Genomic DNA, 23,527 nt, shown 5'->3' on the forward strand with positions numbered 1-23,527 from the left:
GGTTCAATATGCGTTCTGGAGCACTCGAAGTTCCCGCAGCCGCCAGGTGGCGCTGTGCAACCTTTTCAGGAGACTCTATGAAATGGGAAACCCCGACGGCAACTGATCTTCGCTTCGGCTTCGAGATCACGATGTACGTCAGCGCACGCTGATTGCGCGCTTCTTCGCAACCCGTCCCGGCACGCCAGGGCGGGTTGTTTCGAACCCCTTCTTTCTTATTCGATGCGCATTACCGTTCTGGGCTCGGCCGCGGGCGGCGGCTTTCCGCAATGGAACTGCAACTGCCCCAACTGCGCAGGTGTGCGCGCAGGCACTGTGCGCGCCAAGCCGCGAACGCAGTCGTCTATTTTTGTGCGGCCTGACGATGGTGAAGACGGCGTGCTGTTCAACGCATCGCCCGACATCCTCGAGCAGATCCGCAGCAGCCCCGTGCTGCAACCGGCACGGGCAATGCGCGACACCGCCATTGCCGGCGTTGTGCTGATCGACGGACAGGTCGACCATGCCACGGGCCTCTTCATGCTGCGCGAGCGCGGCACGCCGCTGCCGCTTTGGTGCACCGACCCTGTCGCCGAAGACCTGAGTCAGGGTAATCCCGTGCTGCGCGTGCTGTCGCACTATTGCGGCGTGGCGCGCCACCCGATTGCGCTCGACGGCAATGCCTTCGAAGTGCCGGGTGTGCCCGGCCTGAGTTTTCGAGCGATGGCGCTCACCGGCAAGGCCGCGCCGTATTCGCCGCATCGCGAACAGCAAGTGCCGGGCGACAACATCGGCGTGACCCTGTTAGACCGGAAGAGCGGCAAGAGCCTGTTCTACGCCCCGGGCCTGGGTGCGATCACGCCGCCCGTGTTCGACGCCATGGCAACGGCCGATGCGGTGATGGTCGACGGCACCTTCTGGACCGACGACGAAATGGTTCGCCTGGGCATCAGCGGCAAGCGCGCACGCGAAATCGGCCACCTGCCGCAGTCGGGCGAAGGCGGAATGATCGAGTGGCTCACGCGGCTGCCGGCGGCCACGCGGCGCATGCTGATTCACATCAACAACACCAACCCCATCCTCGACGAAGACTCCAACGAGCACGCCCAGCTGCGGCGCGCGGGCATCGAGCCCTGCGAGGACGGGATGACGATTCAACTCTGAAGCCAAGCGCCAGCTCACCACCACCATGCACGCCGACAGAATCCAGGACCCGCTTCGACCGGCCACGGGCGGCGAAAAGAACGCGCCGGCATGGGCGCGCGACGAATTCGAAGCCAGGCTGCGCGAGCGCGGCCGCAGCTATCACATTCACCATCCGTTCAACGTCATGCTCAATAGCGGCCGGGCCACGCCGGAGCAGATCCGCGGCTGGGTGGCCAACCGTTTCTACTACCAGATAGCAATCCCCATCAAGGACGGCGCAGTGATCTCAAACTGCCCCGATCCCGAGGTGCGCCGCGGCTGGGTGCAGCGCATTCTCGACCACGACGGTTTCGAGCTTGGCGGTATCAAGGACGAAGGCGGTATCGAAGCGTGGCTGCGGCTGGCCGAAGCGGTGGGGCTTTCGCGCGAAGAAGTGCTCGACCTGCGCCACGTGGTGCCGGCCATGCGCTTTGCCGTCGACGCCTACGTGAACTTTGCGCGCCGTGCGCCGTGGCAAGAGGCGGTGTGCTCGTCGCTCACCGAACTCTTCGCGCCCGAGATCCACAAGCAGCGCCTGGCCACCTGGCCCGAGCACTATGGCTGGATAGAGCCCGCGGGCCTGACCTACTTTCGCAACCGCGTGAGCCAGGCACGACGCGACGTGGAGCAGGGCCTGGCCATCACGCTCGACCACTTCGACACCCGCGCACTGCAAGAGCGTGCGCTGGAGGTGCTGCAGTTCAAGCTCGACATTCTGTGGGCCATGAACGACGCCATGGCAACGCGATACGGTGTGACGGGCGCATGAACGGCATGACCAACAACACCGCGCTCAACGCCGAAAGCAAACCCCGCATAGGCCCCGGCTTTCGCCTGCAATGGGAGCCGGCGCAAGAGTGCCATGTGCTGCTGTACCCCGAAGGCATGGTGCGTCTGAACGGCAGCGCCGGCGAGATCATGAGGCGCTGCGACGGCGAGCGCAGCGTGGCGCAGATCGTGGCCGACCTGGAACAGGCCTTCGACACCACCGGGCTCGAATCCGAGGTGCGCGGCTTCGTCGAAATGGCGGCGCAGCAGAACTGGCTGCGCTGGGAGCCCGCATGACCCATGCGGCACCCCGCCCCGGACCGCCGCTCTGGCTGCTGGCCGAGCTGACCTACCGCTGCCCGCTGCATTGCGTCTTCTGCTTCAACCCGGTCGACTTTGCCCGGCAGGAGGACGAGCTCGGCACCGAAGACTGGCTGCGCGTGTTGCGCGAAGGCCGCGAGCTTGGCGCGGTGCAGTGCGGGCTTTCAGGCGGCGAGCCGCTGCTGCGCGACGACCTCGAAATCATCATTGCCGAGGCCGCACGCCTGGGCTACTACACCAACCTGCTGACCTCTGGCGTCGGCCTTACCGCGCAGCGCGCCGCCGCGCTCAAGGCCGCAGGGCTGGACCACGTGCAGCTGTCGTTCCAGGATTCGACGCGCGAGATGAACGACTTTCTCTCGCACACCAAGACCTTCGAGCTGAAGAACCGGGTGGCGAAGATCATCAAGGACCAGGGCTGGCCGATGGTACTGAATGTGGTGATCCACCGCATGAACATCGACCACATCGACCGGATCATTGAAATGGCGCACGAAATGGGCGCCGAGTACCTGGAGCTTGCCAACACGCAGTACTACTCGTGGGCCTTCGTCAACCGCGACCAGTTGCTGCCCACGCATGAGCAGCTTCGCCATGCCGAAGAAGTCACCGATGCGTGGCGCAAGCGGCTGGGCGAGCGCATGCGCATCTTCTTCGTGGCGCCCGACTATCACGAGGGCAAGGCCAAGAAGTGCGTCAACGGCTGGGGCAGCATGTTTCTTACCGTGGCGCCCGACGGCACCGCGTTGCCGTGCCACACCGCCAGGATGCTGCCGGGCCTGGAGTTTCCGAACGTGAAGGCGCAGGGCCTTCGCGAGATCTGGTTCGACTCCGAAGGCTTCAACCGCTATCGCGGCACGGGTTGGATGAAGGAGCCCTGCGCAAGCTGCGACCAGCGCGAGCAAGACCTGGGCGGCTGCCGCTGCCAGGCGTACCTGCTCGCGCAGGATGCGGCGGCGGCCGACCCCGTGTGCGCAAAGAGCCCGGACCACCATCGCGTGGTCGAGGCAGTGGAGCACGCCGCCGCACGCGACCCCGCGGCGCCGGTGGAGCATCCGCTGGTGTTTCGCGATCCGGTCAATTCGCGCCGGCTTTCGGCAGCACTCGTCACGCCGGGCGAGTGAGGCCGCGCGGCTGGGCGCCGCCGGCCGCCTTGGTCTCCCGCCTCTTCGGTGGCCGCTCCCGCAGCCGGCCGAAATCGGGCGCAAAGCGCCATGCGAGCAGCAGCAGCGCGAGCAGTGCGGGAATCCAACGCAGGTCGGTTTCCGTCGGCACCTGTTGCGCGTAGCGGCTGTCGAGCATGGCGGTCATCAGCGCATCGGGCTTGTTCAGGCGCCGGTAGTTCACGCCCACCAATTCGGCCAGCGAGCGCAGGTGGTCTTGCCGCAGTTCCGAAAGATGCTCGTGGTTCAGCGTGCCGCCCATGGCCGAGCCTTGCACCACCTCGTCGGCCCGCCAGTAGCCCGCGGGTTCGCCATTGCTGCCGGTCTTGGGAATAGGCACCGGCACATCGCCTCCCACGCCGATGAGCCAGCCCTTCACATCGCCGGGCTTGATGTCTGTCATCGGCGGCGTTTCGTTGATGCGCAGCGGCGGCGACTCCTGTCCGTCGCTGATGAAGACGAAGCTCGTATCAGGCCCGATGCTGCGGGCCCCGCGCACTGCCCAGGTCACGCCCTTGCTCACGTTGCTCGCATTGGCCCAGCGCATGCGCCCGTCGATGCGCTCCAGCGAGGCCAGCAGTTCTTCGTAGTGGCTGCAGACCTCGACCGGCGTGAGGATCACCACCGAGCGGTAATCCGCAAAAACGCTCCAGCCCACCCTGGAGCCACAGGGCAGCGCACCCAGCACGTCACGCATGGCCGCACGCGCCAGCGTGAGCCGGCTCACGGCGGCCTGGTTGAGCTCCACGTCTTCCACGTTCATGCTCTGGGTGATGTCGAAGCTCACTTGCCAGTTGAACACCGGGCGCTGCAGCTGCACCCGCGGCGGCCAGACGGCAAGCGCCAGCAGCACAAGCGCGAGCAGCAGCGGCCCGTTGCCGGTGCTGCCGCCGAAGCGGCGTGAGGCGGACAGCCATCCGGAAGCCGGCAGCCGCAGCCTCACGGCAAATCTCCGGCGACAAAGCCCGGCACCCGCACCCGCCGCTGCTCATGCGCCGGTTGCTGCTCGGCTGAAAAGGCTTCCTGGTCCTCGGGCGCCAGGCGCAGCGCGCGCTCCAGGTTGTAGCGTGCGTCCCAGTCTTGCGGCGCAGCGCGCAGCAGGTCGCGCAGGCGCTGCTTGCCCAGTTCGAAAAGGGGCAGGGCACCCGCCTCCTGCGCCATGCCCTGGCGCAGGTACATGTTGCCAAGGTTGAACATTGCCTGCTGCGCAACGGGGTCGCGCTCGCCGCCCTGGATGAGTGCGGCGTAACCCTTGAGCGCGGCATCGTGCGCACCGGCCTTCGAAAGCGCCAGCGCCTGTGCCAGTTGCAGCTCGCGCGGCGCCGAAACGGGCGCGGGCGCCGCGTCTCTGCCCACCGGGGCGGTGGCGATGCGGGTGATCTCGGCGTTCAGGCCTGCCGTCTGGCGCAGGCGCAATCCGCGCTCCATTGCAACGCCAACACAGCAGAGGCTCAACACGCCGAAAACCAGGTGAACGGTACGCCGCTTCATGCGTTCTTTCGCCAGCTTTGCAGCTGTACCGCCCGGCAAGCGAGCAGGCCCGCGCAGCACAGCATGGCCGCAACGTAGAAGGCTGCGCCGTGGTCGCGCCGCGGCACGCGCTCATGAATGGTCAGCGGAAAATTCTGCTGGCGGTCGATCTCGGCCATGGCAGCCGCCATGGCATTGGAATCGTCCACCTGGTAAAGCCGGTAGGGCGTGCCCAGCGTCTTGAAGAACTGGTGCAGCGCCAGCTCTTCGCCCAGGCCGTAGGCCGAGGCCGATTCGGTGTTGAGGTTGGGCGAGTTCGGTCCGCTGCGCACATAAATCCAGTACAGGCCGATCTTCTCGCGCGCAAGGCCCGCATTCACGCGCTGGCGCGTCGCCTCATCGAGCTGCGCTCCGCCGTCCGAAACGATCAGGATCACGCGGCTTCCGGAATAGCTGCGGCCCTCGAACTCTTCGATCGCCGCCAGCAGCGCGGCGCCCATGCGCGTTTCGGGCAGGCCGCGGCCGATGGCGGTGGCGGCGAGTGCGGCCTGCACGGTGTCTGTTTTCTGCGTGAACGGCACCGCAACTATGGGCACCGTGCTGAAGGTCATGAAGGCGAACCGGTTGTCGGGCCGCTTGGCGACGAATTCGCTCAGCAGGTCTCGCACGACCTTGGCCTTGGGCTCCTGCGACATGCGGCCTGCCGTCTGCAGGCCGTTGGTGTGCACCGTCGCATCCATGCTGCTGCTGCGGTCCATGAGAATGAGTACCTCCGCGCCGCGGCCGGCACGCTCCACCACCGCACCCGACTGCCCCGGCCCCGCAAGGCCGAGCACGGTAAATGCCATGGCGCCCACCGCGAACGCGCGCCACAAAAAGCCGACGAGGCGGCCGATGCGATCCGACGGCAGCCAGGCCAGATACGAAAAGCCCAGTGTGTCGCTGCGCCTGCGCAGCAGTGGCAGCAGCGCGAGCGGCAGCAGAGCGAGCATCCAGGGCTGGGCAAGGTCGAATCGCATGGGGCGTGCGGGTGTCAGTGCCGGTGGCGCTTTTCTGCGTTGCGCAGCGCACGGCAGAGCGGCTTGAGCGGATAGGCGGCGCGGGTCTGCGCCGATGCGGCCGCGGCGCTCTCGGCAAAGAAGAAGCGGCGCGTTGATTCACGATAAAAATCTTCGAGGCGCGGCTGCAGCGGCTGCAGGTAGGGCGCCGCCGCAAGCAACTGCGGCAGGCTGGCGCCGTGCACCACGCGGCCGGCACTCCGGTTGAGCGCGCGGTGCACCGCACGCCACGCTTCAGGGCTGGCGGGGTCGCCAATTCGCTTCAGCTCGCGCCAGGCGCTTGCAAACGGAAGCTGCTGTGCTTCGCGCCTGTTGCGCCATGCCCACCAGCCGAGCCACGCTGCCACCACCGCCACGAGCGCAAGAAGCGAGAGCTTCAGTTGCTGCTCGACGGCGTAGGTAGAAAGGGCAGCCACCGGCCGATCGGGCCGCAGCGGTTGCAAATCGCCTTGCGCCTGCACTTCGAGCGGAGTGATCGGCCCGATGCTCACCGGCCACGCGGGCACCGCCAGTGCGTCGCCCGACGCGGTCGCAATGTCGAGCGCGGGCAGCGAAATGGCGGTGAGCGTACGCGGCGCATTGATGACCTGGTAGTCGACGGCCAGCCAGCGCCGCCCTTCGGCATCGGTTTCGATGCGCGAGGGCCTTCGCTCCAGCCAGAGGTCGATGCGTGCGGTGCCGGGCAGCGCGCCTGGCTGCACCGGCCGGCCGGCCTGCTCCAGCAGCACGCGTTGCGTGACGATGTCGCCGATCACGTGCCCGAAGGCGCGCGGCTGCTCGACGGTGGCAACTGCTGCGGCGCTCGTTCCGCCCGCAGCCATGGCCAGCACCAGGACGGCCGCGCGGAGCCGGTTCATGCGGTCGTCTCCATGAAGTACCGCGTGAGCGCCTCGGCGTCGAAACGGCCGTTCAGGTGAAAAGGCGGCATGCCGTGCGCGTTGAACAAGGCGGTGAGTTCGGCACGCCGCCTTGCGACCGATTCGCGCCAACGCGTGCGCAGCGATTCGCGCATCCACAGGCTGCGCCGCACGCCGGTTTCGGCATCGCTCAGTGCAACCAGTGCGCGGGCATCGGGCGGTTCCATTTCCGCCGGGTCCCACACCACCAGCGGCACGACGCAAGCCGGCGCGAACTGCGCAAGCAGCTCGCCGAGCGCATCTGTCGACCAATGAAAGTCGGACGCCAGAAACACCAGCCCGCCGCGGCCCACCAGGCGCTCGGTGGCGCGCCGCAGGCCTGACAGTGCCCAGTCGTCGGTGGGCGGTGCGCCGGGCGTTGCACGGCACTCGCGCAGCATTCGCGCCATCAAGCTGCCGTTGCCGCGGCTGTGGCGCGCGGGCACAAAAAGATCTTCGCGCTCGCGCTGGTCGAAAGCCAGCAGGCCGACCGTGTCGCCGGCGCGAAACGCGCTGTAGCCCAGCGCCTCCACCAGGTCGGCCACCACGTCGATCTTGCGCCGCTCGGCGCCAAAGTGCATGGAGGCCGACACATCCACCACCACGTGCACGGGAATGGCCACCCGAAGGCGATGGATGCGCACCAGCCAGTCGCCGCGGCCGTCGCGCACGCTGGCGCGCAAGTCGATGCGGCGCGGATCGGGGTGGTCGAACAACCGGCGGTGCGCCGCAAACTCCTGCCCGCTGCCCTGGCTCAGCCCGCGCTGCGCACCCGGACGCCAGCCGCCGAAACGGCGCGGCAGCTGGTAGTGGAATTCGTCGACGCGATCCATGGCGGACTCGGTATGTGGTGGGGCGTTCAGGGCGCCGCGATCTTGTCCATGATCTGCGTTACCAGCGCTTCCGACAGCTCCGCGCGGCGCAGCTCGTACACGGGCGTAAAGAACACCCGGTGCCCGAGCACCGAAGGCAGCACCGCGGCAAGATCGGCCGGCTCCAGGTGCGAGCGCCCTTCGAGCCAGGCCACCGTGCGCGCCGCACGCAGCAGCGCACTCATGCCGCGAGGGCTGGCGCCGGCAAGAATCAGCCGGTCCATGTCCACGTTGTCGAGCCGGATGCCGAACTTCTGCGGCGCCTCGGTGGCCTCCCACACATCGAGCACATAGCGCTCGATGGTCTCGCTGGCGCGCACGCTGTGCTGCACTTCTGCGGCAATGGCGTTGAGCCGGTCCCACGGCAGGATGGCCGGCGCTACCTTGTCGATTAGGCTTTCGGTGTCGTGGTAGGCCGTGTCGAACACCAGCGCCTGGCGGATGGCGCGGTCGCCCGGCTTGGGCATGTTCAGTTCGAACATGAAGCGGTCGCGCGCAGCCGAGGCCAGCTCGAAGGTTTCTTCGCGCTCGACCTTGTTGCGGTCGGCAAACACCGTCATGTGCGGAAAGCTGTATTCGCGGTCGAAGGCCGACACCGTGCGCTCGGCCATGGCGCGCAGCAGCAGCGACTGCACTTGCGGCCGGGCGCGGTTGATCTCGTTGAAGAAGAAGGTGACCAGCCTCTCGCCGTGCCGCAGCAAGGGCCCTGGGTCGATGCGCGGGCGCCCCTGCGCATCGACATAGGTGTGATAGACCAGGTCGCCCGGCATCAGGTCGACCGTGCCCTCCACGCGCTCGAAGTCGCCGCCGATGGCCCGCGAAAAAGCGCGCAGCACCGTCGTCTTGCCCACGCCCACGTCGCCCTCGAGCAGCACGTGGCCGCGCGCGAACAGCGCCACGTTGATGAGGCGAATCGTCTCGGTCTGCCCGATCACCGCCTTGGCGACTTCGCTCTCCACGCGCAGCGCAAGGCGCCGCCAGTCTTCGAGTTGTTCCTGCGTGCCCATGGTGTGTGCTTGAAGGAGGCCCCGGGGGAGCTACTTCGACTCCATCATCTTCTTGAGGTTGGCGAGCCCGCCGCGGTAGACGCCGGTTACGGCCTTGATGGCGGCTTCGTCGTTCTTGTCCGGCGGCGGATCGTTGTTGGGATAGCCGCGGTAGAAGGCGCCGCGCCACTCGACGACGGATTTGCCGCCGTCTGCCACCACCGAAAGGGTGGAGGTGTAGTTGGTGACGGGCAGGGCGCCGCCGTCCTTTGCGCGGTAGCTGTATTTTTTCTGCGCGTCGTCGTAGCTTTCGATCGTTTCGATCAGCGTGCCGCCGTCCTTGAGCTTGACGGTGCGAACCGATCCTTCGGCATTGCCCTTGTCCGCGGGGCTGTCGGCCACGGCCGGGTGCCAGTCTTTCAGCGCATTGAAGTTCTTTATCTTTGCCCACACCGCATCGGCCGGCGCCTCGATGGTGACTTTTTCGCTCACCTTCTGGCGTGTCGGCCCGTGGGCCAGGCCCGGCGCCGATGCGGAAAGCAGAGCGGATGCAAGAAGAACGGAAACTGTTCGTCGGCTGAAGGGATGAGTCGGCATGGAAACGTCCGTGATGAAGAACTTGGGAAGGGTCGGTCGAGAAAAATTCAGTGCTCCACGGGGGCGCCGATGAAGGCGCCGAAGCCTCGGCTGTTCTGCCCCGTGGCAATGGTCTTGAGCTTTTGTCCGGTTGCAGCGTCGAGCACCTGCACGTTGTCGTCCATCCAGTTGACGACATACACGCGGTCGCCGTGCGCGGCAATGCCTTCGGGGTAGCCGAAGCCGGGCAGGGTGCGCAGCACCTTGAGCGAAGCGGCGTCGATCACGCTCACGGTGTCTTCGTGCTGGTTGGTCACGTACAGCAGCGTGCCGCCTTGTGCAAGCGCCGCGCCGTAGGGCGCCTTGCCCACCTTCACCGTTGCAACCACTGTGGGCCGCCGAATGTCGCGCACGTCGACTACCGAAAGGTCGTTGCTCTGCACATTGAGCGCATAGAGGCGGGAGCGAGGTGCGTCGTAGAGCAGCGCAAACGGATGGCTGCCGACGCGCACGCGCGCCAGCACCCGCTGCGAGCGGGCATCGAGAACGGCCACGCTGTCGTCGTCGCGCTCCGCCACAAAGACGGTGGTGCCGTCCGGATGCGCGGCCACGCCCGCCGGCGCACGCCCGACGGCAATGGAGCCAAGTGGCTTGGCGGCGCCCGTCGCCAGTGCGTCGAACACCAGCAGCCGGCTGCTGTACCAGTCGGCCACGTACAGGTGCTTGCCATCGCCGGAAATGTCGATGCCCACCGGCCCGTCTCCGGCGGCCAGTGTGTTCACCACCTGCTGCCGGCGCATGTCGATGACCGAGATCGTCTTGCTGTCGGGGTTGGAGACGAAGACCCGACCCGCGCGGCTGGACGCCACCACGCCCGCGGGCGACCGGCCCACGGGCACGGTAGCCACCACTTGCTGCAATGCAAGGTCGATCACCGACACGTCGTGGCTGCCCTGGTTGGTGATGTACGCAAAAGGCGCGGCCACGGCCGAGCTGCAGCAGAGCACCATTGCCGCAACCCCGGTTCGCACAGGTGCCGCGTAACCCGTCATCGCCATGTGCCCGGGTCGTTGCGGCTCAGCGCGCGGTGGGAGGGCCGATGAAGCAGCCCTTGTTCACCTTGGCCTGCAGCGCCTTGTAGCGCTTGATGTCGGCCTGCAGCTTTTCAGAGTCGCGAATGTAGCCGCCGCGTTCGCCGCCGATGGTGGTGGCCTTGGCCGCAGTGCTCAGGTCCACGTATTCAGAGTACCTGACTTCCCTAGCCATGGCGTCGACCGCGCAGGAGCATTTGCTCGTCATCTCGAACTTGCCCGCGTCCGGATGCGCGCCAATGCATTCCTGCACATACAGCACGCGGTCGATGGTGGGAAAGTCGTTGGCATGCTGCGGGGCGCCATGTACAGCCATGGGCAGGCCCAGGAGACAAAGCATGCGTAGTATTTTTTTCATGGCGTTCGCTGGAATTTCAAAGCAGGGCAGTGCTAGCGCGCCGGCGCCCTGGCTCCGTCGATGAGCAGTTCCTCGACAACGAGGGGCTGGGCCGCGGCGCTTTCGCCCGGTATGTAGGTGCGAATGCCGTAGATGCCGCCCGGCACCGCATCGGACAAGGTGAAGCGATAGGTCTTTGTCGCAAACTTTTCGTACTTGGGCCGGTTCGGGTCGTCCAGGAACGGGCTGAATGCAATCTCCTTGCCCTTGACCGTGCGGCCCTGGTAGCGCAAAGAGACGTCGCGGACCTCGGCGTCCTGGTAGATCGCCATGCGGATGCGCTTTCGAAAGTGGTTCTCCGAGCCGCGGGTGAGGCGCTTCATCTCGCGCACGTCATGCTCCAGAAAATAGAGGATGACGGGGTTGCCCTCGGCAGCGGGCACGTCGGGCACCGCAAGCTTGCGCGCGCCGCTCAGGAACACGCCCTTTGCGTCGCAGCAGCTGCCGTTGGGCTTGGCAATGAGTGCCACGGTCACGTTGTCGGTAAAGGCTTCCTCGAAGCTGCCGTCCTTGCCAAAGGTGTAGCGCAGCAGCATGGGCGCCTGCAGGCCCTGCAGCTGCGGCGTCATGAACAGCAGCCGCTCGGCGGCCGAGAAGTCGCGCTTGTCGGCCTCGGCATGCGACGCCGGGGGCGCACCGAGCAGGGCGCAGAGCAGGGCACAGGCAGAAGAAGAACGAAGCGAAAAAACAGTGGCGAAGCGCATGGATGGAAAAACCGGTCAGTTGTTGGGCGCTCCGAACGATGCGTCGACCAGCGGAACGCCGTACTCCTTCAGGATGGCCTGGATCTCGGGCCCCTTCGATTCGATCAGCCCCTCGATCTGCTGCTTCCATTCGCGTTCGCCATAACGCACGCCCATGGCCATCTGGTAGTCGAGCCGCAAGCCTTTTTCAGACTTGAGCGGCACCACGACAAGCGCCGGCGTCTTGACACGCCGCGCAAAGAAGCCGGCAATCGGCCCCCACACCACCACCGCGTCGAGCTTGCCTTCGGCCAGGTCCTTCTCGACGATCTCGCCGGGGTACTGGGCGGGGTCGGCGCTCATCAGCTTGTAGGGAATGCCTTGCTCGAGCAGGCCGTGCCGGTTGAGCCACTGCGAAGCCGGCGAACGGTCGTAGATGCCGATGCGCAGCGACTTGAGCTTGGCCGGATCGAGCTTCAGGAAGTCTTCGGCCGAAGCCACGTTGTCCATGCCCTTGCCCTTGGGAAAGACCAGCGCATAGGTCGAGCGGTAGTAGGGCTTGGTGACCGAGACTTCGTCGAGCCCGACGGGCACGCCCATCACGATGTCGCAAGGGTAGTCTTGCCCCGGCAGCTTGAAGCGCAGCGTGTTGCGAAAGAAGGCCAGGCGCTGCGGAAACGAGTAGTACACAACCGGCAAGCCGAGCGTCTTGCCGAACAGCTCGGCAATGCGGTTCTCGATGCCTTCGCCCTTGGTGTTGGAGAAGGGCATGTTGTTGGGGTCCTGGCAAACGCGAAACTCCTTGCGCGGGGGAGCCTCCTGGGCCTGGGCGGAAAGCGGGCCGCAGCAGAACGCCGCGCCGGCAAGGCCCATCAGGCCCAATATGCCCATCCGCAGGCGATGAGCACCGGCCGAAAGGGGTTTGTTGGCAGCATGCTGCCGCGCGGTCATTTGTTTTCTTCCACTCGGGCGCGCGTGATTGCGCCGTCGGACCGGCCCTTCAGGTAGGCATAGAGCTGGTTGATGTTTTCCATCACCGCGGGGTTGTTGCCGAAGCTCTGCATGCCCTTCTCCAGCCGTCCGTCGCGAACGGTCTTGATGAAGTCTTCCTTCTTCATTGTCTTCAGGCTGTTGATCAGCGACGGGCCGACCATGCCCTCCTGGTTGGGGCCGTGGCAGCGGTCGCAGGCCGCGGAGCGCCAGGTACGGAAACCCTTCATGGTTTCAGGGTCCACCTTGTAGCCGTCGGTTACCTTGTAGGGCGCGGGGTCGGGCGCGGCGGCTACGGCCAGCGTGCAGGCGACGCCGGCAAGCAATACGAGGGAAGGCAGCAACGTTGACTTACTACGAAATTTCATGGCTCCAGGGTCTCCGGTATCTTTGAAGGTACGGGGGAGAGCCCTCCAGCGAGTGCTCTCCCTGTCCGCATGTTGCGTCTATCTATCTCTCGACGCCTTGGTAATAACCTCAGTCACTTGAATTGAACTTCAGTTGCTTCAATTGCTCGGCAGCGCAAACACGGTGAGCGAGCCGCCAAGTTCGGTGTACTGGGCGAGCTCCTTGTAGCCGCCCACGGCGCCGAGGCCTTCGGTGCTCTTCTCGGGGTCGATGCCCGCAGCCATGCCGATGCCGGCCCAGCCGCCAATGCCCGAGAACACGCCGATGTATTGCTTGCCCTTGTGCTCATAGGTAAACACGTTGCCGATGATCCCGGACGGCGTCTTGAACTTGAAGAGTTCCTTGTTGATGTCCTTGGCATCCACGCACTTCAGGTAGCCCTCGAGCGTGCCGTAGCAGGAGATTCCGCCGGCGGTGTTGAGCGAACCGCTCCACACCGAGAACTTCTCGGCCTTGGTCTGCACGATCTTGCCGGTGCCAGCGTCCCAGGCGATGAAGTTGCCCATGCCGCCGTGGCTGCCCGGCGTGGGGTACATCGACAGCGTGGCGCCCACATACGGCTGGCCCGCGGTGTACTCGACCTTGAACGGCTCGTAGTCCATGCAGACGTGGTTCGTCGGCACGTAGAAGAGCTTGGTGTTGGGGTCGTACGAGGCGGGTTGCTGGTCCTTGCTGCCCAGTGCTGCCGGGCAAACGCCCTTGGTGTTGACGTCGGCGCCGTTCTGCGCGGTCGAATACTTGGCAACCACCTGCGGGCGGCCGGTCTTCATGTCGACGTGCGTGGCCCAGTTCACCTTGGGGTCGTACTTTTCGGCCACCAGCAGCGCGCCGGTCACGCGGTCGAGCGTGTAGGCAAAGCCGTTGCGGTCGAAGTGCACCAGCGCCTTGGTGGGCTTGCCCTTCACGTTGATGTCCGCCAGGATCATCTCGTTGATGCCGTCGAAGTCCCATTCGTCGTACGGCGTCATCTGGTAGACCCAGTTGACCTTGCCCGTGTCGACGTCGCGCGACCAGATGCTCATCGACCACTTGTTGTCGCCGGGGCGCTGCGCCGGGTTCCAGGTCGACGGGTTTCCGGTGCCGTAGTAAACGGCATTGGTCGCCTTGTCGTAGCTGTACCAGCCCCAGGTGGTGCCGCCGCCGATCTTCCACTGGTCGCCCTTCCAGGTCTTCAGCGAAGAGTCCTTGCCCACGGGGGCCATCTTGCCGTCGGTCCAGGTCATGGTCTTGGCCGGGTCCATCAGCATTTCTTCATCGGGGCCCGTGCTGAAGCCCTTCCAGGCCAGCTTGCCGTCCTTGATGTTGTAGGCAGCCAGGTAGCCGCGCACGCCGAACTCGCCGCCGCTGATGCCGGTGATCACCTTGTCCTTGAAGACGTGGGGCGCGTTGGTGTTGGTGGCGCCAACCTTCGGATCGCCGTTCTTCACCGTCCACACCACCTTGCCGGTCTTGCTGTCCAGTGCTACCAGGGTGGTGTCGGCCTGTTGCAGGAAGACCTTTCCTTCGGCGTAGGCAAGCCCGCGGTTCACCGTGTCGCAGCACATCACCGCGATCACTGACTGATCCTGCTTGGGTTCGTACTTCCACAGGATCTTCTGGGTTTCGACGTCGATCGCGAACACCTTGTTCGGGAACGGCGAGTGCAGGTACATCGTGCCGTCGACCACCAGGGGCGAGCCCTCGTGACCGCGCAGCACGCCGGTGGAGAACGTCCACGCGACCTGCATCTTTCCCACGTTGCTCTTGGAGATCTGGTTCAACTTGCTGTAGCGCTGGTTGAACATATCGCCCGCTTGCGTGGCCCAGTTCTTGGAGTTGGCGATGTTTTTCTCTACATCGGCATTGGCTAGCGCCAAAGCCGGAAGAGCCAACATCGCGACGCCGATATGCCGTACGAGACGGCCGGCGATCTGCCTGGAAAACTTCATAAATGTCTCCTCACATTTCAGTGGGTTTCGAACACGATCTGGCAGCAGCCCGCGGATCTTTCGATCGCTTTGGCGAATGCTGCGGTCCGCAACATCCATGCCTGCCGTTTTCAACCGTTGTCACGCCATGGCGCATTGCGTGTGCGATGCAACGGCCCGCGGCGCCACTCGCAGGAGCGCAGCGCGGCACCGCGCCCTTGCTGCTTGCAGCGGTGTGCCGCAATGGAACGCTTACCTAGGGAAATCCCGGGCGTTCGAAAGCATTGCGCAGCGCAGCACGACACGCGTGTGGTTGCCTGCGCGCGAAATGCGCATCCAAATTTGACGCAAAGTGTCTCGTGCGAAGTACGCATGCCGCCCCTGATGAGCCGCGCCGGCGGCCTGCGCAGGCAAATGAGTAGGGACTCATCACAGTGAAAACCCTTGCCGGCCAGAGGCACAGAATTTGCGGATCGAATGGCAAACGGCAAATAACATTGAAGCCCGAACAGCTCGACAAATCACACCGCCCTACATGCTGCGAACCATCGACTTAACCAAGCGCTATGGCACGCGCACGGCGCTGCGGTCGTTGTCGCTGCAGCTGGCTGCGGGCCAGTTCGTGGCATTGCTCGGGCCCAATGGCGCGGGCAAGTCGACGCTGTTCCAGGTGTTGACGGGCATGTTTGCCGCCGACGAAGGCGAGGTCGAGGTTGCCGGCCATTCGCTGCGCCGCTCGGCCACTGCTGCACTGCGGCACATCGGCGTGGTGTTCCAGCAGATGTCGCTCGACCTGGACCTGAGCATCCGGCGCAACCTGCTGTTCCAGGCCGACCTGCACGGCCTGCCGCGGCGGCTGGCCGAAGAGCGCATTGCCGCGGCCTGCGAGCGCCTGAACATCGACGCAGACCTGAACCGCAAGGTGCGCGAACTCTCGGGCGGCAACCGCCGCAAGGTGGAGCTTGCACGCGCGGGCCTGCACCGGCCGGCGGTGCTGCTGATGGACGAAGCCACCGTGGGGCTCGACCCCAAGTCGCGGCAAGACCTGCTGGCCGCGCTGCGGGCCGACGTGCGCGAGCGCGGCGTGTGCGTGCTGTGGGCCACGCACCGGGTCGAAGAAGCCGAAGAGGCCGACCGGGTGCTCGTGCTGCACAAGGGTTCACTGCTGGCGGACGGCACGCCCGCAGAGGTGAGCCAGCTGCTCGGCGGCGCCACGCTGGAGGCAGGCTTCATTGCGCGCACCGCCTGAATACAAAGAGAAGAATTCGAGTCAAGAAAAATGGAGACATCGCATGCGGCAACCTTCTTTCCTTTCGCTTCGTCGCGCGTCCGTTCTAACTGCCTGCCGCCATAGCACTTTCGTTGCCGCACTTGCGCTCCTGCTGGCCGGCGGGGGCAACGCCGCGCTGGCGCAGGGCACCGCCTATGTGTCGAGCGAAAAAGACAGCGCGCTGACGATGATCGACCTGGCAACGCTGGCCGTGAAGGGCACCATTGCCACCTGCAAGCGCGCGCGCCACATTCAACTGACGCCCGAGCGGCAGATCATGGTGGCCTGCACCGACTCCAACCAGGCCGACCTGATCGACCCCGCAACCGGCAAGTCGGTGCGCCGCATTCCACTGGGCGACGAGCCCGAGGCCTTCGACCTTTCGCCGGACGGCAAGGTCATTTATGTGTCGAACGAAGACGCGGGCGAGGCCAGCTTCATCGATGCGGCCAGCGGCAAGAAGCTGCGCTCCGTCAAGGTGGGTGCCGAGCCCGAAGGCGTAAAGGTGAGCGCCGACGGAAAGACCTTGTATGTGACCTCTGAAGTGGCAAGCCTGGTGCACGTGATCGACACTGCCGGCGGCAAGGTCGTCAAGAACATCCGCGTGGGCAAGCGCCCGCGGCGCATGGCCATCACGCCCGACGGAAAAGAGCTGTGGGTCACCAACGAGCTCGGCGCCAGCGTCAGCATTGTCTCGACCGCCACCAACGAGGTGATCGACACGCTCAAGTTCGAAGTGAAGGGCGCGCGCGCCGAGGACATCACGCCCGTGGGCATCCAGATGACGAGCGACGGCAAGCGTGCCTTCGTGGGCCTCGGCCGCGCCAACCACGTGGCCTTTGTCGACGTGGCCAGCCGCAAGGTCGGCTCGCTGGTGCTGGTGGGCAAGCGGGCCTGGAACGTCACGCTCGACAAGGCGCAGGCGCGGCTCTATGTGGTCAACGGCCTGAGCGACGACGTGACCGTGGTCGACGTGGCCGGTGCCAAGGCAGTGAAGAGCGTTCCGGTAGGGCGCGTGCCCTATGGGCTCGTGATCGTCGAATGAGGATGCGCGCAAAGGCATGGTGGTCCGTGGGCGCCTGCTTGTGGGCCGCTGCACTCGTGCCGCCCGTGGCGGCGCATGCCGCCGTGCTCAAGGCCACGCTGATCACGCCCGCCGACGATCCGCGGCTGGAGCGGTCGCGTGTGGAGCGCGCCTATCTCGGCCATCCGGGAGGGCCGCTGTCGGATGGACTCGAGGTGGCGCTCGAAGAAACCCGTTTCGAGCTGGAGGCGGTGGGCGCGGAGGTGGCGCTGGCCACCGCGCCGGCTGCTTCCGTCGAAGCTGCGCGCGCTGCGGCTGTAGCCGCCGAGAAAGCCGGCGCGGCGGTGTTGCTCACCGACCTGCCCGCCGATTGGACGCTGGCCGTGGCCGATGCGGTGAAGCTGCCGGTGCTCAACCTGGGCGACGCATCCGACCGCCTGCGCCAGCAGGACTGCCGTGCGCGCCTGTTCCACCTGATGCCAAGCGAGCGCATGCGCAGCGACGCGCTTGCGCAAACGCTGGTGTCCCGCAAATGGAGCAAGCTGCTCCTGCTGGTGGGCGGCAGCCCGCAAGACGCGCTCCGCGCCGCCACGGCGCAGGCATCGATCAAGCGCTACGGGCTGCAGGTGGTGGCAAGCAAGCCGTTCAAGCTTTCAGCCGATCCGCGCGAGCGCGACCTCGCCAACCCGCTGCTGCTCACAGCCGGCAACAGCTATGACGCCGTGTGGGTGGTCGACAGCGACGGCGAGTTTGCCCGCACGCTGCCCTACCGCACCGTGCTTCCGCGCCCGGTGGTGGGCGATGGCGGGTTGGTGGCGCTGGCCTGGCATGCGCAGTTCGAGCGCTATGGCGCGCCGCAGGTTTCGCGGCGCTTTGCCAAGGCCGCCAAGCGGCCGATGACGGCGCACGACTGGTCTGCCTGGATGGCCGGCAAGACCCTCGCTGCCATCGCGATAGCCGCGCCCAAGGGGCCGGTTGCGGCCTGGGCCCAGGCCATCGGCAAGACCACGCTGGACGGCTCCAAGGGCACCACCCTGAGCTTTCGCGCCTGGGACGGCCAGCTGCGCCAGCCCATGCTGCTGACCGACGGCCAGGGCGTGATTGCGCAAGCACCGGCCGAAGGCGTGCTGCATGCGCGCAACGTTCTCGACACGCTGGGTGCCGATGCGCCGGAGAAGCTATGTCCGAACGCACGCTGAAAACGCAAACGCCCGCGGGCGAACACGCCGGGCCGGCCGCCCGGCGTGGCCTGGGCCACGCACTGCAGGCCATGCGCGCCATCATGCTGCGCGAGCTCTACAAGTTTTCGCAGCAGACCGGGCGGCTGGTGTCGGCGCTGGTTCGGCCGCTCCTGTGGCTGGCCGTGTTTGCGGCGGGTTTTCGGAACGTGTTCGGCGTGGCAATCGTCGAGCCCTACGACACCTACATCCCGTACGACGTCTACATCGTGCCGGGGCTTGTCGGCATGGTGCTGCTGTTCAACGGCATGCAGTCGTCCTTGGCCATGGTGTACGACCGCGAGATGGGACTGATGCGCCTTTTGCTCACGGCGCCGCTGCCGCGGCCGTGGCTGCTGTTTTCGAAGCTGTGCGCCACCGCGCTGCTTTCGGTGCTGCAGGCGCTGGTCTTCGTGGTCGTGGCGGCGCTCATCGGCACCGAACTGCCGCTGCTGTCGCTTGCCGGCCTGCATGCACTGGTGGCGCTTGCGGCTGGCGCGCTCATGCTGGGGGCGCTGGGGCTGCTGCTGTCGGTGCACATCAAGCAGCTGGAAAACTTTGCCGGCACGATGAATTTCGTCATCTTTCCGATGTACTTCCTGTCGACTGCGCTCTATCCGCTGTGGAAGCTGCAAGAGTCGGGCGCCGAATGGGTTTACCAGCTGGCGCGCTTCAACCCCTTTACCTATGCCGTGGAGTGGATTCGCTTTGCCCTCTACGGCAAGGATCCGGGCCTTGCGCCCTACGTGGTGCTGGGCTGCCTTGTCGTCTTCTTCGGGCTTGCGTGCTGGGGCTACGACCCGCAGCGCGGCTTTGGCGGGCTGACAAAGCGCGGAGGCGGGGGGCCATGAGCGGGCAGGGCGGCGATGTCACCCGGCGCCGCTGGCTGCAGCATGCGGCCGCGCTCGGGCTGGGCGCATCGGCCATGCCGCGCGCATCGGCTTCGAACGAGCCGTTTCCCTCGCGCCCGATCACGCTCTGGGTGCCATGGCCCGCCGGCGGGGCCACCGACATCTCGCTACGGATTCTTGCCGAGCTGGCCTCCGTACCGCTCGGCCAGCCGGTGCTGACCGAAAACCGCGGCGGCGCCGGCGGCACGCTGGCCATGCCGGTGCTGCAGCAGGCCAAGCCCGACGGCTACACCATCGCGCAAATGCCGCAGCCGGTGTTCCGTGCACCGCACGTGCAAAAGGTGCTGTGGGACCCGATCCGCGACGTGACGCCGATCATCCAGGTGTCCAGCGTCACCTTCGGCATGCTGGTTGCGGCGGGCAGCTCCGTGCGTTCGCTCGAAGACCTGTTTGCCTTTGCGCGCGCGCGGCCCGGCGAGCTGACCATTGCCACCAACGGCATCGGCACCACGCCGCACATGGTGCTGGAGGCGCTGTTCACGGCGCGGGGCCTGCGCTACATCCATGTGCCGTACAAGGGCACGGCCGAGCAGCTGAACGCCATTGCGGGCGGGCAGGTGATGGCCGGCGTCAATTCCACCGGCTTCGGACCGGCGGTGGATGCCGGCACGCTGCGGCTGCTGGCCATCTTTTCGGGCGAGCGCTCCAGGCGGTGGCCGCAAGTGCCCGTGCTGCGCGAGCTCGGCTTCGACATCGTGGCCAAGTCGCCCTACGGCCTGGCCGGGCCGCGCGGCATGTCGATGGCCGTGGTGGGCGTGCTGCACGACGCTTTCAAGAAAGCCGTGTTCGACCAGCGCTTCAAGGACGAACTGGCCAAGTACGACCAGGAGGTCGATTACCTCGGCCCGGAAGCCTATGCGCAGTCGTGCCGCGAGATCTTCGCGCAGGAGCGCGCCATGGTGGAGAAGCTGGGCCTGACGCGCACCGGCACCTGAAAACAGGAGGGAACCCGTGAGCCGACTGAACAAGAAAAAAGGCAACCGCCGCCTCGTCGGCCTCGACATGGCGGCCCTGGCCGCGGTGGCCGCCGCAGCCTGCCCGATGGTGGGCCACGCGCAGGACGCCGCGCCGGAGGCGGGCAGCCTGCCGACCGTCGAAGTGGTCAGCACCACGCCCGTGCCCGGCATCGAGGTGCCCCGGGACCAGATTCCGTCGAACGTGCAGACCGCGGACGACCGGCAGCTGCGCCGCGCGCAAAGCCTGAACCTGCCCGACTTCATGGCCACGCAGCTGCCGAGCGTGAACGTGAACGAGATCCAGGGCAACCCGTACCAGGTCGACGTGAACTACCGCGGCTTTACCGCAGGCCCGGTGCTGGGCACGCCGCAGGGCCTGTCGGTGTACCAGGACGGCGTGCGCGTGAACGAACCCTTCGGCGACGTGGTGAACTGGGACCTGATTCCGAAGGCAGCCATATCGAGCATTACGCTGCTGCCGGGCTCCAATCCGTTGTTCGGGCTGAACACGCTCGGCGGCGCGTTGTCGCTGCAGACCAAGCGGGGCGACACGCACCCGGGTACCGAGCTGGAACTGCAGGCCGGCTCGTTCGGCCGGGTGAGCACCGAGCTCACGCACGGCCGCAAGCTGGGCGAGGGCGGGCACCTCTTTCTTGCATTCGGCGGTCTCAATGAAGACGGTTGGCGCAACTATTCGCCTTCGCGCGTGCGGCAGCTGTTTGCCAAGGTGGGGCAAGACAGCGGCAAGCTCTCGTGGGACCTGAGCCTTACCCATGGCGACAACCGCATGATCGGCAACGGCCTGCTGCCGGAGTCGATGCTGGCGCAGAACCGCAAGCAGGTGTACACGCGGCCAGACCGCACCGACAACCTCATGTCGATGCTCACGCTCAATGCCAGCTACCGCCTGAGCGACGTGCAGACGATTTCGATGACCGCGTACACGCGGCGCTCGCGCTACAGCACGCTCAACGGCGACCTGAACGACGGTTTTGCGCCGCCCGACGTCGAGGCCTCGGGTGTGGAGAACCGCACCTACACGCGGCAGCAAAGCGAGGGCGTGGCACTGCAATCGACCTACACGGCCGGCATTCACCAGCTTACTTTCGGCGCCTCGTTCGACCGTGCGCGCACGCGCTTCCTGCAGACCGAAGCCGAAGGCTTTCTCGATGGCACGCGTGCCGTGGTGCCGCAAGAAGAGGCCGAGGCCGACGCGCTGCTCTCGGGCAAGAGCCGCACTGCCAGCATCTATTTTTCCGACCTGATCACGTTGCAGCCGAACCTGCAGCTCAGCCTTTCGGGCCGCTACAACGACACCCGCGTTTCCACCCGCGACGACGGCCGCGCGTGGCTCGGGCTTTCGACCCAGCTCGACGGCGAAGGGCGCTACAAGAAGTTCAACCCCGCCATTGGCCTGACATGGCAGGCCACGCCACGGCTCACGGCCTATGCCGGCTGGAGCCAGGGCAGCCGTGCGCCGAGCCCTATCGAGCTGGGCTGCTCCGATCCGGCCAATGCCTGCGTGCTGCCCAATGCGCTGCAGTCCGATCCGCCGCTCAAGCAGGTGGTTTCGCAGACCTTCGAGACAGGGCTGCGCGGCACGTTCGACCATGGCATGCGGTGGAATGCATCGGTGTTTCGCACCGTCAACAAGGACGACCTGCTGTTTGTCAGCAGCGGGCTTTCGCGCGGGTACTTCAGCAATTTTGGGCGCACCCTGCGCCAGGGCGTGGAACTCGGCCTTTCGCAGCAGGGCGACCGGCTGGACTGGTCGCTGTCGTACACCTACCTGCGCGCAAGATACGACTCGCCCGCATGCCTGGTTTCAGAGTCGAACAGCTCCGCCGAGACCAACCCCGCCTGCACCGGCGAAGGCGAGATTGCCGTGCGCCCCGGAGACCGCCTGCCGGGCCTGCCGGCGCACTCGCTCAAGTTCAACGTCGACTGGCGCGTAACGCCAAGCTGGAGCCTGGGCGCGCAATACCGCGTGTATTCACGGCAGACTGTGCGTGGCAACGAGAACGGCCTGCATGTGCCAGACGGCGCGGACTTCAGCGGCAGCGGCCGTATCGGCGGCTATGCGCTGCTCGACCTCACCACGCGCTGGAAGCTCGGGCGCAACGTGGAGCTCTTTGCCAAGGTGGCCAACGTGTTCAACCGCCGCTATGCCACCGCGGGCCAGTTGGGGCACAACGGTTTTGACGCCAGCGGCGTGGTGGCGTCTCCGGATGCCTGGCGCAACTCGCAGTTCGTGGCGCCGGGCGCGCCGCGCGCGGTGTGGGTGGGGCTGCGCATGCAGTTGGGGGTTTGAGCCGGCGCACCCGGGGGCTTCAGGCGGCGCGGCGTGCGCTGCGTTTCTTGGCCGGGGCACGCGCCGCGGGCAGCGAACCCAGCTGATGCTGGATCTGCGCCTGTCCATGCACGCGCAGGTACTCCTCGAAAGCCAGCGCCACTTGCGGCAGTTGCCGCGACGCAAGGTGCATCACGTACCAGTCGCGCACCACCGGGTTGCCTGGCACGGGCAGCACGCCTAGCAGCCCTGCGTTCATTTCGAGCACGCAGGTGTGCATCGACAGGAAGGCGATGCCGAAGCCCGCGGCGCACATCTGCTTGATGGCCTCGTTGCTCGACAGCTCGGAGCCGATGCGCAGCGGCAGGCCCTGGTCCTTGAAGAAGCGTTCGACCGTGGTGCGCGTGCCCGAGCCGCGCTCGCGCACCAGCATGCGCGTGTCTGAAAGCATGGCAAGCGTGGGCCTGGCCGCCGACATGAGCGGATGGCCCGGCGCCGCGAGAAAGGCCATGGGGTGCTTGGCGAAGGCGCTGGAATTGGTCTTCAGCTCGGCGGGCGGCCTGCCCATGATGGCGATGTCGATCTCTTGCCCCGCGAGCATGCGCACGATCTCGTCGCGGTTGCCGACCTGCAGCTTCACCTTCACCTTCGGATGCTCCTTGGCAAAGTTGACCAATATGGGCGGCAGCAGGTATTCGGCAGTGGTAATGGCGCCCACGCGCAGCGTGCCCGAGAACACGCCCTGCAGCATGGCCATTTCGTCGCCGGCCTCGCGCCACAGGTCGAGGATGCGGCCCGCATAACCCGCCAGCAGTTCGCCCGCCTCGGTCAGCCGGATGCCGCGCCCCGTGCGCTGCAAGAGCGGTGTGCCTGCCGATTCTTCGAGCGTGCCGATCTGGATGGACACGGCCGGTTGCGTCAGGTGCATTTCGTCCGCGGCAAGTGAAACGCTGCCGAGCCGCGCCACGGCATGAAAGGTGGCGAGCTGGCGAAAGCTTGCGTGCTTGGAAAGGGGCATGCCGGTGATATTAGGTTTTGCAAATGTGAATGTCAAAAGATTTAATTTTTCTTAATCTTTCACGAGGCCTACATTCACTTCACCAGACGAC

Annotated in this window: 25 protein-coding genes; 11 read left to right on the forward strand and 14 right to left on the reverse strand. The window is 66.1% G+C overall.

Annotated features, from left to right (window positions below; translation table 11 throughout):
* The first annotated feature begins 77 nt into the window (after positions 1–77).
* The 5 genes from pqqA (at position 78) to pqqE (ending at position 3,377) form a co-directional block, all read left to right on the forward strand.
* Positions 78–152: a pyrroloquinoline quinone precursor peptide PqqA gene (gene pqqA / locus J2X67_RS21355; RefSeq protein WP_010100094.1), complete on the forward strand. Its 75-nt coding sequence runs from the start codon at positions 78–80 to the stop codon at positions 150–152.
* A 70-nt stretch (positions 153–222) separates the two neighbouring features.
* Complete coding sequence (gene pqqB, locus J2X67_RS21360; protein ID WP_309956249.1) at positions 223–1,143, forward strand: pyrroloquinoline quinone biosynthesis protein PqqB; 921 nt, start codon at positions 223–225, stop codon at positions 1,141–1,143.
* A 25-nt stretch (positions 1,144–1,168) separates the two neighbouring features.
* Positions 1,169–1,933: a pyrroloquinoline-quinone synthase PqqC gene (gene pqqC, locus J2X67_RS21365; RefSeq protein ID WP_309956251.1), complete on the forward strand. Its 765-nt coding sequence runs from the start codon at positions 1,169–1,171 to the stop codon at positions 1,931–1,933.
* Positions 1,934–1,938: 5 nt separating this feature from the next.
* Positions 1,939–2,229: a pyrroloquinoline quinone biosynthesis peptide chaperone PqqD gene (pqqD, locus tag J2X67_RS21370; RefSeq protein ID WP_309956253.1), complete on the forward strand. Its 291-nt coding sequence runs from the start codon at positions 1,939–1,941 to the stop codon at positions 2,227–2,229.
* Positions 2,226–3,377: a pyrroloquinoline quinone biosynthesis protein PqqE gene (gene pqqE, locus J2X67_RS21375; protein ID WP_309956255.1), complete on the forward strand. Its 1,152-nt coding sequence runs from the start codon at positions 2,226–2,228 to the stop codon at positions 3,375–3,377. Before pqqD ends, pqqE begins: the two co-directional genes overlap by 4 nt.
* On the opposite strand, the gene J2X67_RS21380 is transcribed toward pqqE, so the two are convergent.
* The 13 genes from J2X67_RS21380 to J2X67_RS21440 form a co-directional block, all read right to left on the reverse strand.
* On the reverse strand, positions 3,361–4,353 hold the full coding sequence (locus tag J2X67_RS21380) for a vWA domain-containing protein (RefSeq protein ID WP_409050532.1): 993 nt from the start codon (positions 4,351–4,353) through the stop codon (positions 3,361–3,363). The genes pqqE and J2X67_RS21380 overlap by 17 nt on opposite strands.
* 2 nt (positions 4,354–4,355) lie before the next feature.
* Positions 4,356–4,907: an MxaK protein gene (locus tag J2X67_RS21385; protein ID WP_309956259.1), complete on the reverse strand. Its 552-nt coding sequence runs from the start codon at positions 4,905–4,907 to the stop codon at positions 4,356–4,358.
* The gene (locus tag J2X67_RS21390; protein ID WP_309956261.1) at positions 4,904–5,905 is read right to left on the reverse strand and encodes a vWA domain-containing protein; all 1,002 of its coding nucleotides are present in this window, start codon (positions 5,903–5,905) and stop codon (positions 4,904–4,906) included. The genes J2X67_RS21385 and J2X67_RS21390 overlap by 4 nt, the downstream gene beginning before the upstream one ends.
* Positions 5,906–5,919: 14 nt before the next feature.
* On the reverse strand, positions 5,920–6,801 hold the full coding sequence (locus J2X67_RS21395) for a calcium incorporation protein MxaA (protein ID WP_309956263.1): 882 nt from the start codon (positions 6,799–6,801) through the stop codon (positions 5,920–5,922).
* Positions 6,798–7,673 carry a DUF58 domain-containing protein gene (locus tag J2X67_RS21400; protein ID WP_309956265.1) on the reverse strand — a complete coding sequence of 292 codons (876 nt, stop codon included), beginning with the start codon at positions 7,671–7,673 and terminating at the stop codon, positions 6,798–6,800. The genes J2X67_RS21395 and J2X67_RS21400 overlap by 4 nt, the downstream gene beginning before the upstream one ends.
* Before the next feature lie 26 nt (positions 7,674–7,699).
* Entirely contained in the window at positions 7,700–8,719 is a 1,020-nt protein-coding gene (locus J2X67_RS21405) for a MoxR family ATPase (RefSeq protein WP_309956267.1), read from the reverse strand.
* A 30-nt stretch (positions 8,720–8,749) separates the two neighbouring features.
* Positions 8,750–9,190: an SRPBCC family protein gene (locus J2X67_RS21410; RefSeq protein WP_309956269.1), complete on the reverse strand. Its 441-nt coding sequence runs from the start codon at positions 9,188–9,190 to the stop codon at positions 8,750–8,752.
* A 152-nt stretch (positions 9,191–9,342) separates the two neighbouring features.
* The gene (locus J2X67_RS21415) at positions 9,343–10,332 is read right to left on the reverse strand and encodes a YncE family protein (protein ID WP_309956271.1); all 990 of its coding nucleotides are present in this window, start codon (positions 10,330–10,332) and stop codon (positions 9,343–9,345) included.
* A gap of 19 nt (positions 10,333–10,351) precedes the next feature.
* Entirely contained in the window at positions 10,352–10,681 is a 330-nt protein-coding gene (locus tag J2X67_RS21420) for a hypothetical protein (RefSeq protein ID WP_309956273.1), read from the reverse strand.
* A 74-nt stretch (positions 10,682–10,755) separates the two neighbouring features.
* The gene (locus J2X67_RS21425; protein WP_309956275.1) at positions 10,756–11,466 is read right to left on the reverse strand and encodes a hypothetical protein; all 711 of its coding nucleotides are present in this window, start codon (positions 11,464–11,466) and stop codon (positions 10,756–10,758) included.
* Between the two features lie 15 nt (positions 11,467–11,481).
* Entirely contained in the window at positions 11,482–12,396 is a 915-nt protein-coding gene (locus J2X67_RS21430) for a substrate-binding domain-containing protein (protein ID WP_309956277.1), read from the reverse strand.
* Positions 12,393–12,803: a cytochrome c gene (locus J2X67_RS21435; protein WP_309956279.1), complete on the reverse strand. Its 411-nt coding sequence runs from the start codon at positions 12,801–12,803 to the stop codon at positions 12,393–12,395. The genes J2X67_RS21430 and J2X67_RS21435 overlap by 4 nt, the downstream gene beginning before the upstream one ends.
* Positions 12,804–12,941: 138 nt before the next feature.
* Positions 12,942–14,717: a methanol/ethanol family PQQ-dependent dehydrogenase gene (locus J2X67_RS21440; protein WP_409050533.1), complete on the reverse strand. Its 1,776-nt coding sequence runs from the start codon at positions 14,715–14,717 to the stop codon at positions 12,942–12,944.
* Positions 14,718–15,285: 568 nt separating this feature from the next.
* Between J2X67_RS21440 and J2X67_RS21445 the strand changes: the two genes are divergently transcribed.
* Genes J2X67_RS21445 through J2X67_RS21470 form a run of 6 tightly spaced genes read left to right on the forward strand, consistent with a single transcriptional unit; the run spans position 15,286 to position 22,439 of the window.
* Positions 15,286–15,999, forward strand: a complete 714-nt coding sequence (locus tag J2X67_RS21445; RefSeq protein WP_309956282.1) for an ABC transporter ATP-binding protein — start codon at positions 15,286–15,288, stop codon at positions 15,997–15,999.
* Between the two features lie 43 nt (positions 16,000–16,042).
* On the forward strand, positions 16,043–17,065 hold the full coding sequence (locus tag J2X67_RS21450) for a PQQ-dependent catabolism-associated beta-propeller protein (protein ID WP_309956284.1): 1,023 nt from the start codon (positions 16,043–16,045) through the stop codon (positions 17,063–17,065).
* On the forward strand, positions 17,062–18,243 hold the full coding sequence (locus J2X67_RS21455; RefSeq protein ID WP_309956286.1) for a branched-chain amino acid ABC transporter substrate-binding protein: 1,182 nt from the start codon (positions 17,062–17,064) through the stop codon (positions 18,241–18,243). Before J2X67_RS21450 ends, J2X67_RS21455 begins: the two co-directional genes overlap by 4 nt.
* A complete protein-coding gene (locus tag J2X67_RS21460) occupies positions 18,225–19,112 on the forward strand; it encodes an ABC transporter permease (protein ID WP_309956288.1) in 888 nt (295 codons plus the stop codon). Before J2X67_RS21455 ends, J2X67_RS21460 begins: the two co-directional genes overlap by 19 nt.
* A complete protein-coding gene (locus tag J2X67_RS21465; RefSeq protein WP_309956289.1) occupies positions 19,109–20,107 on the forward strand; it encodes a tripartite tricarboxylate transporter substrate binding protein in 999 nt (332 codons plus the stop codon). Before J2X67_RS21460 ends, J2X67_RS21465 begins: the two co-directional genes overlap by 4 nt.
* A gap of 16 nt (positions 20,108–20,123) precedes the next feature.
* Complete coding sequence (locus J2X67_RS21470; RefSeq protein ID WP_309956292.1) at positions 20,124–22,439, forward strand: TonB-dependent receptor; 2,316 nt, start codon at positions 20,124–20,126, stop codon at positions 22,437–22,439.
* Positions 22,440–22,458: 19 nt separating this feature from the next.
* On the opposite strand, the gene J2X67_RS21475 is transcribed toward J2X67_RS21470, so the two are convergent.
* Positions 22,459–23,436, reverse strand: coding sequence for a LysR family transcriptional regulator (locus tag J2X67_RS21475; RefSeq protein ID WP_309956293.1), 978 nt, complete (start codon positions 23,434–23,436; stop codon positions 22,459–22,461).
* Between the last annotated feature and the right edge of the window lie 91 nt (positions 23,437–23,527).

Origin of the sequence: Variovorax sp. 3319 (assembly GCF_031456585.1) — a bacterium.
Taxonomy (GTDB): Bacteria; Pseudomonadota; Gammaproteobacteria; order Burkholderiales; family Burkholderiaceae_C; genus Variovorax; species Variovorax paradoxus_P.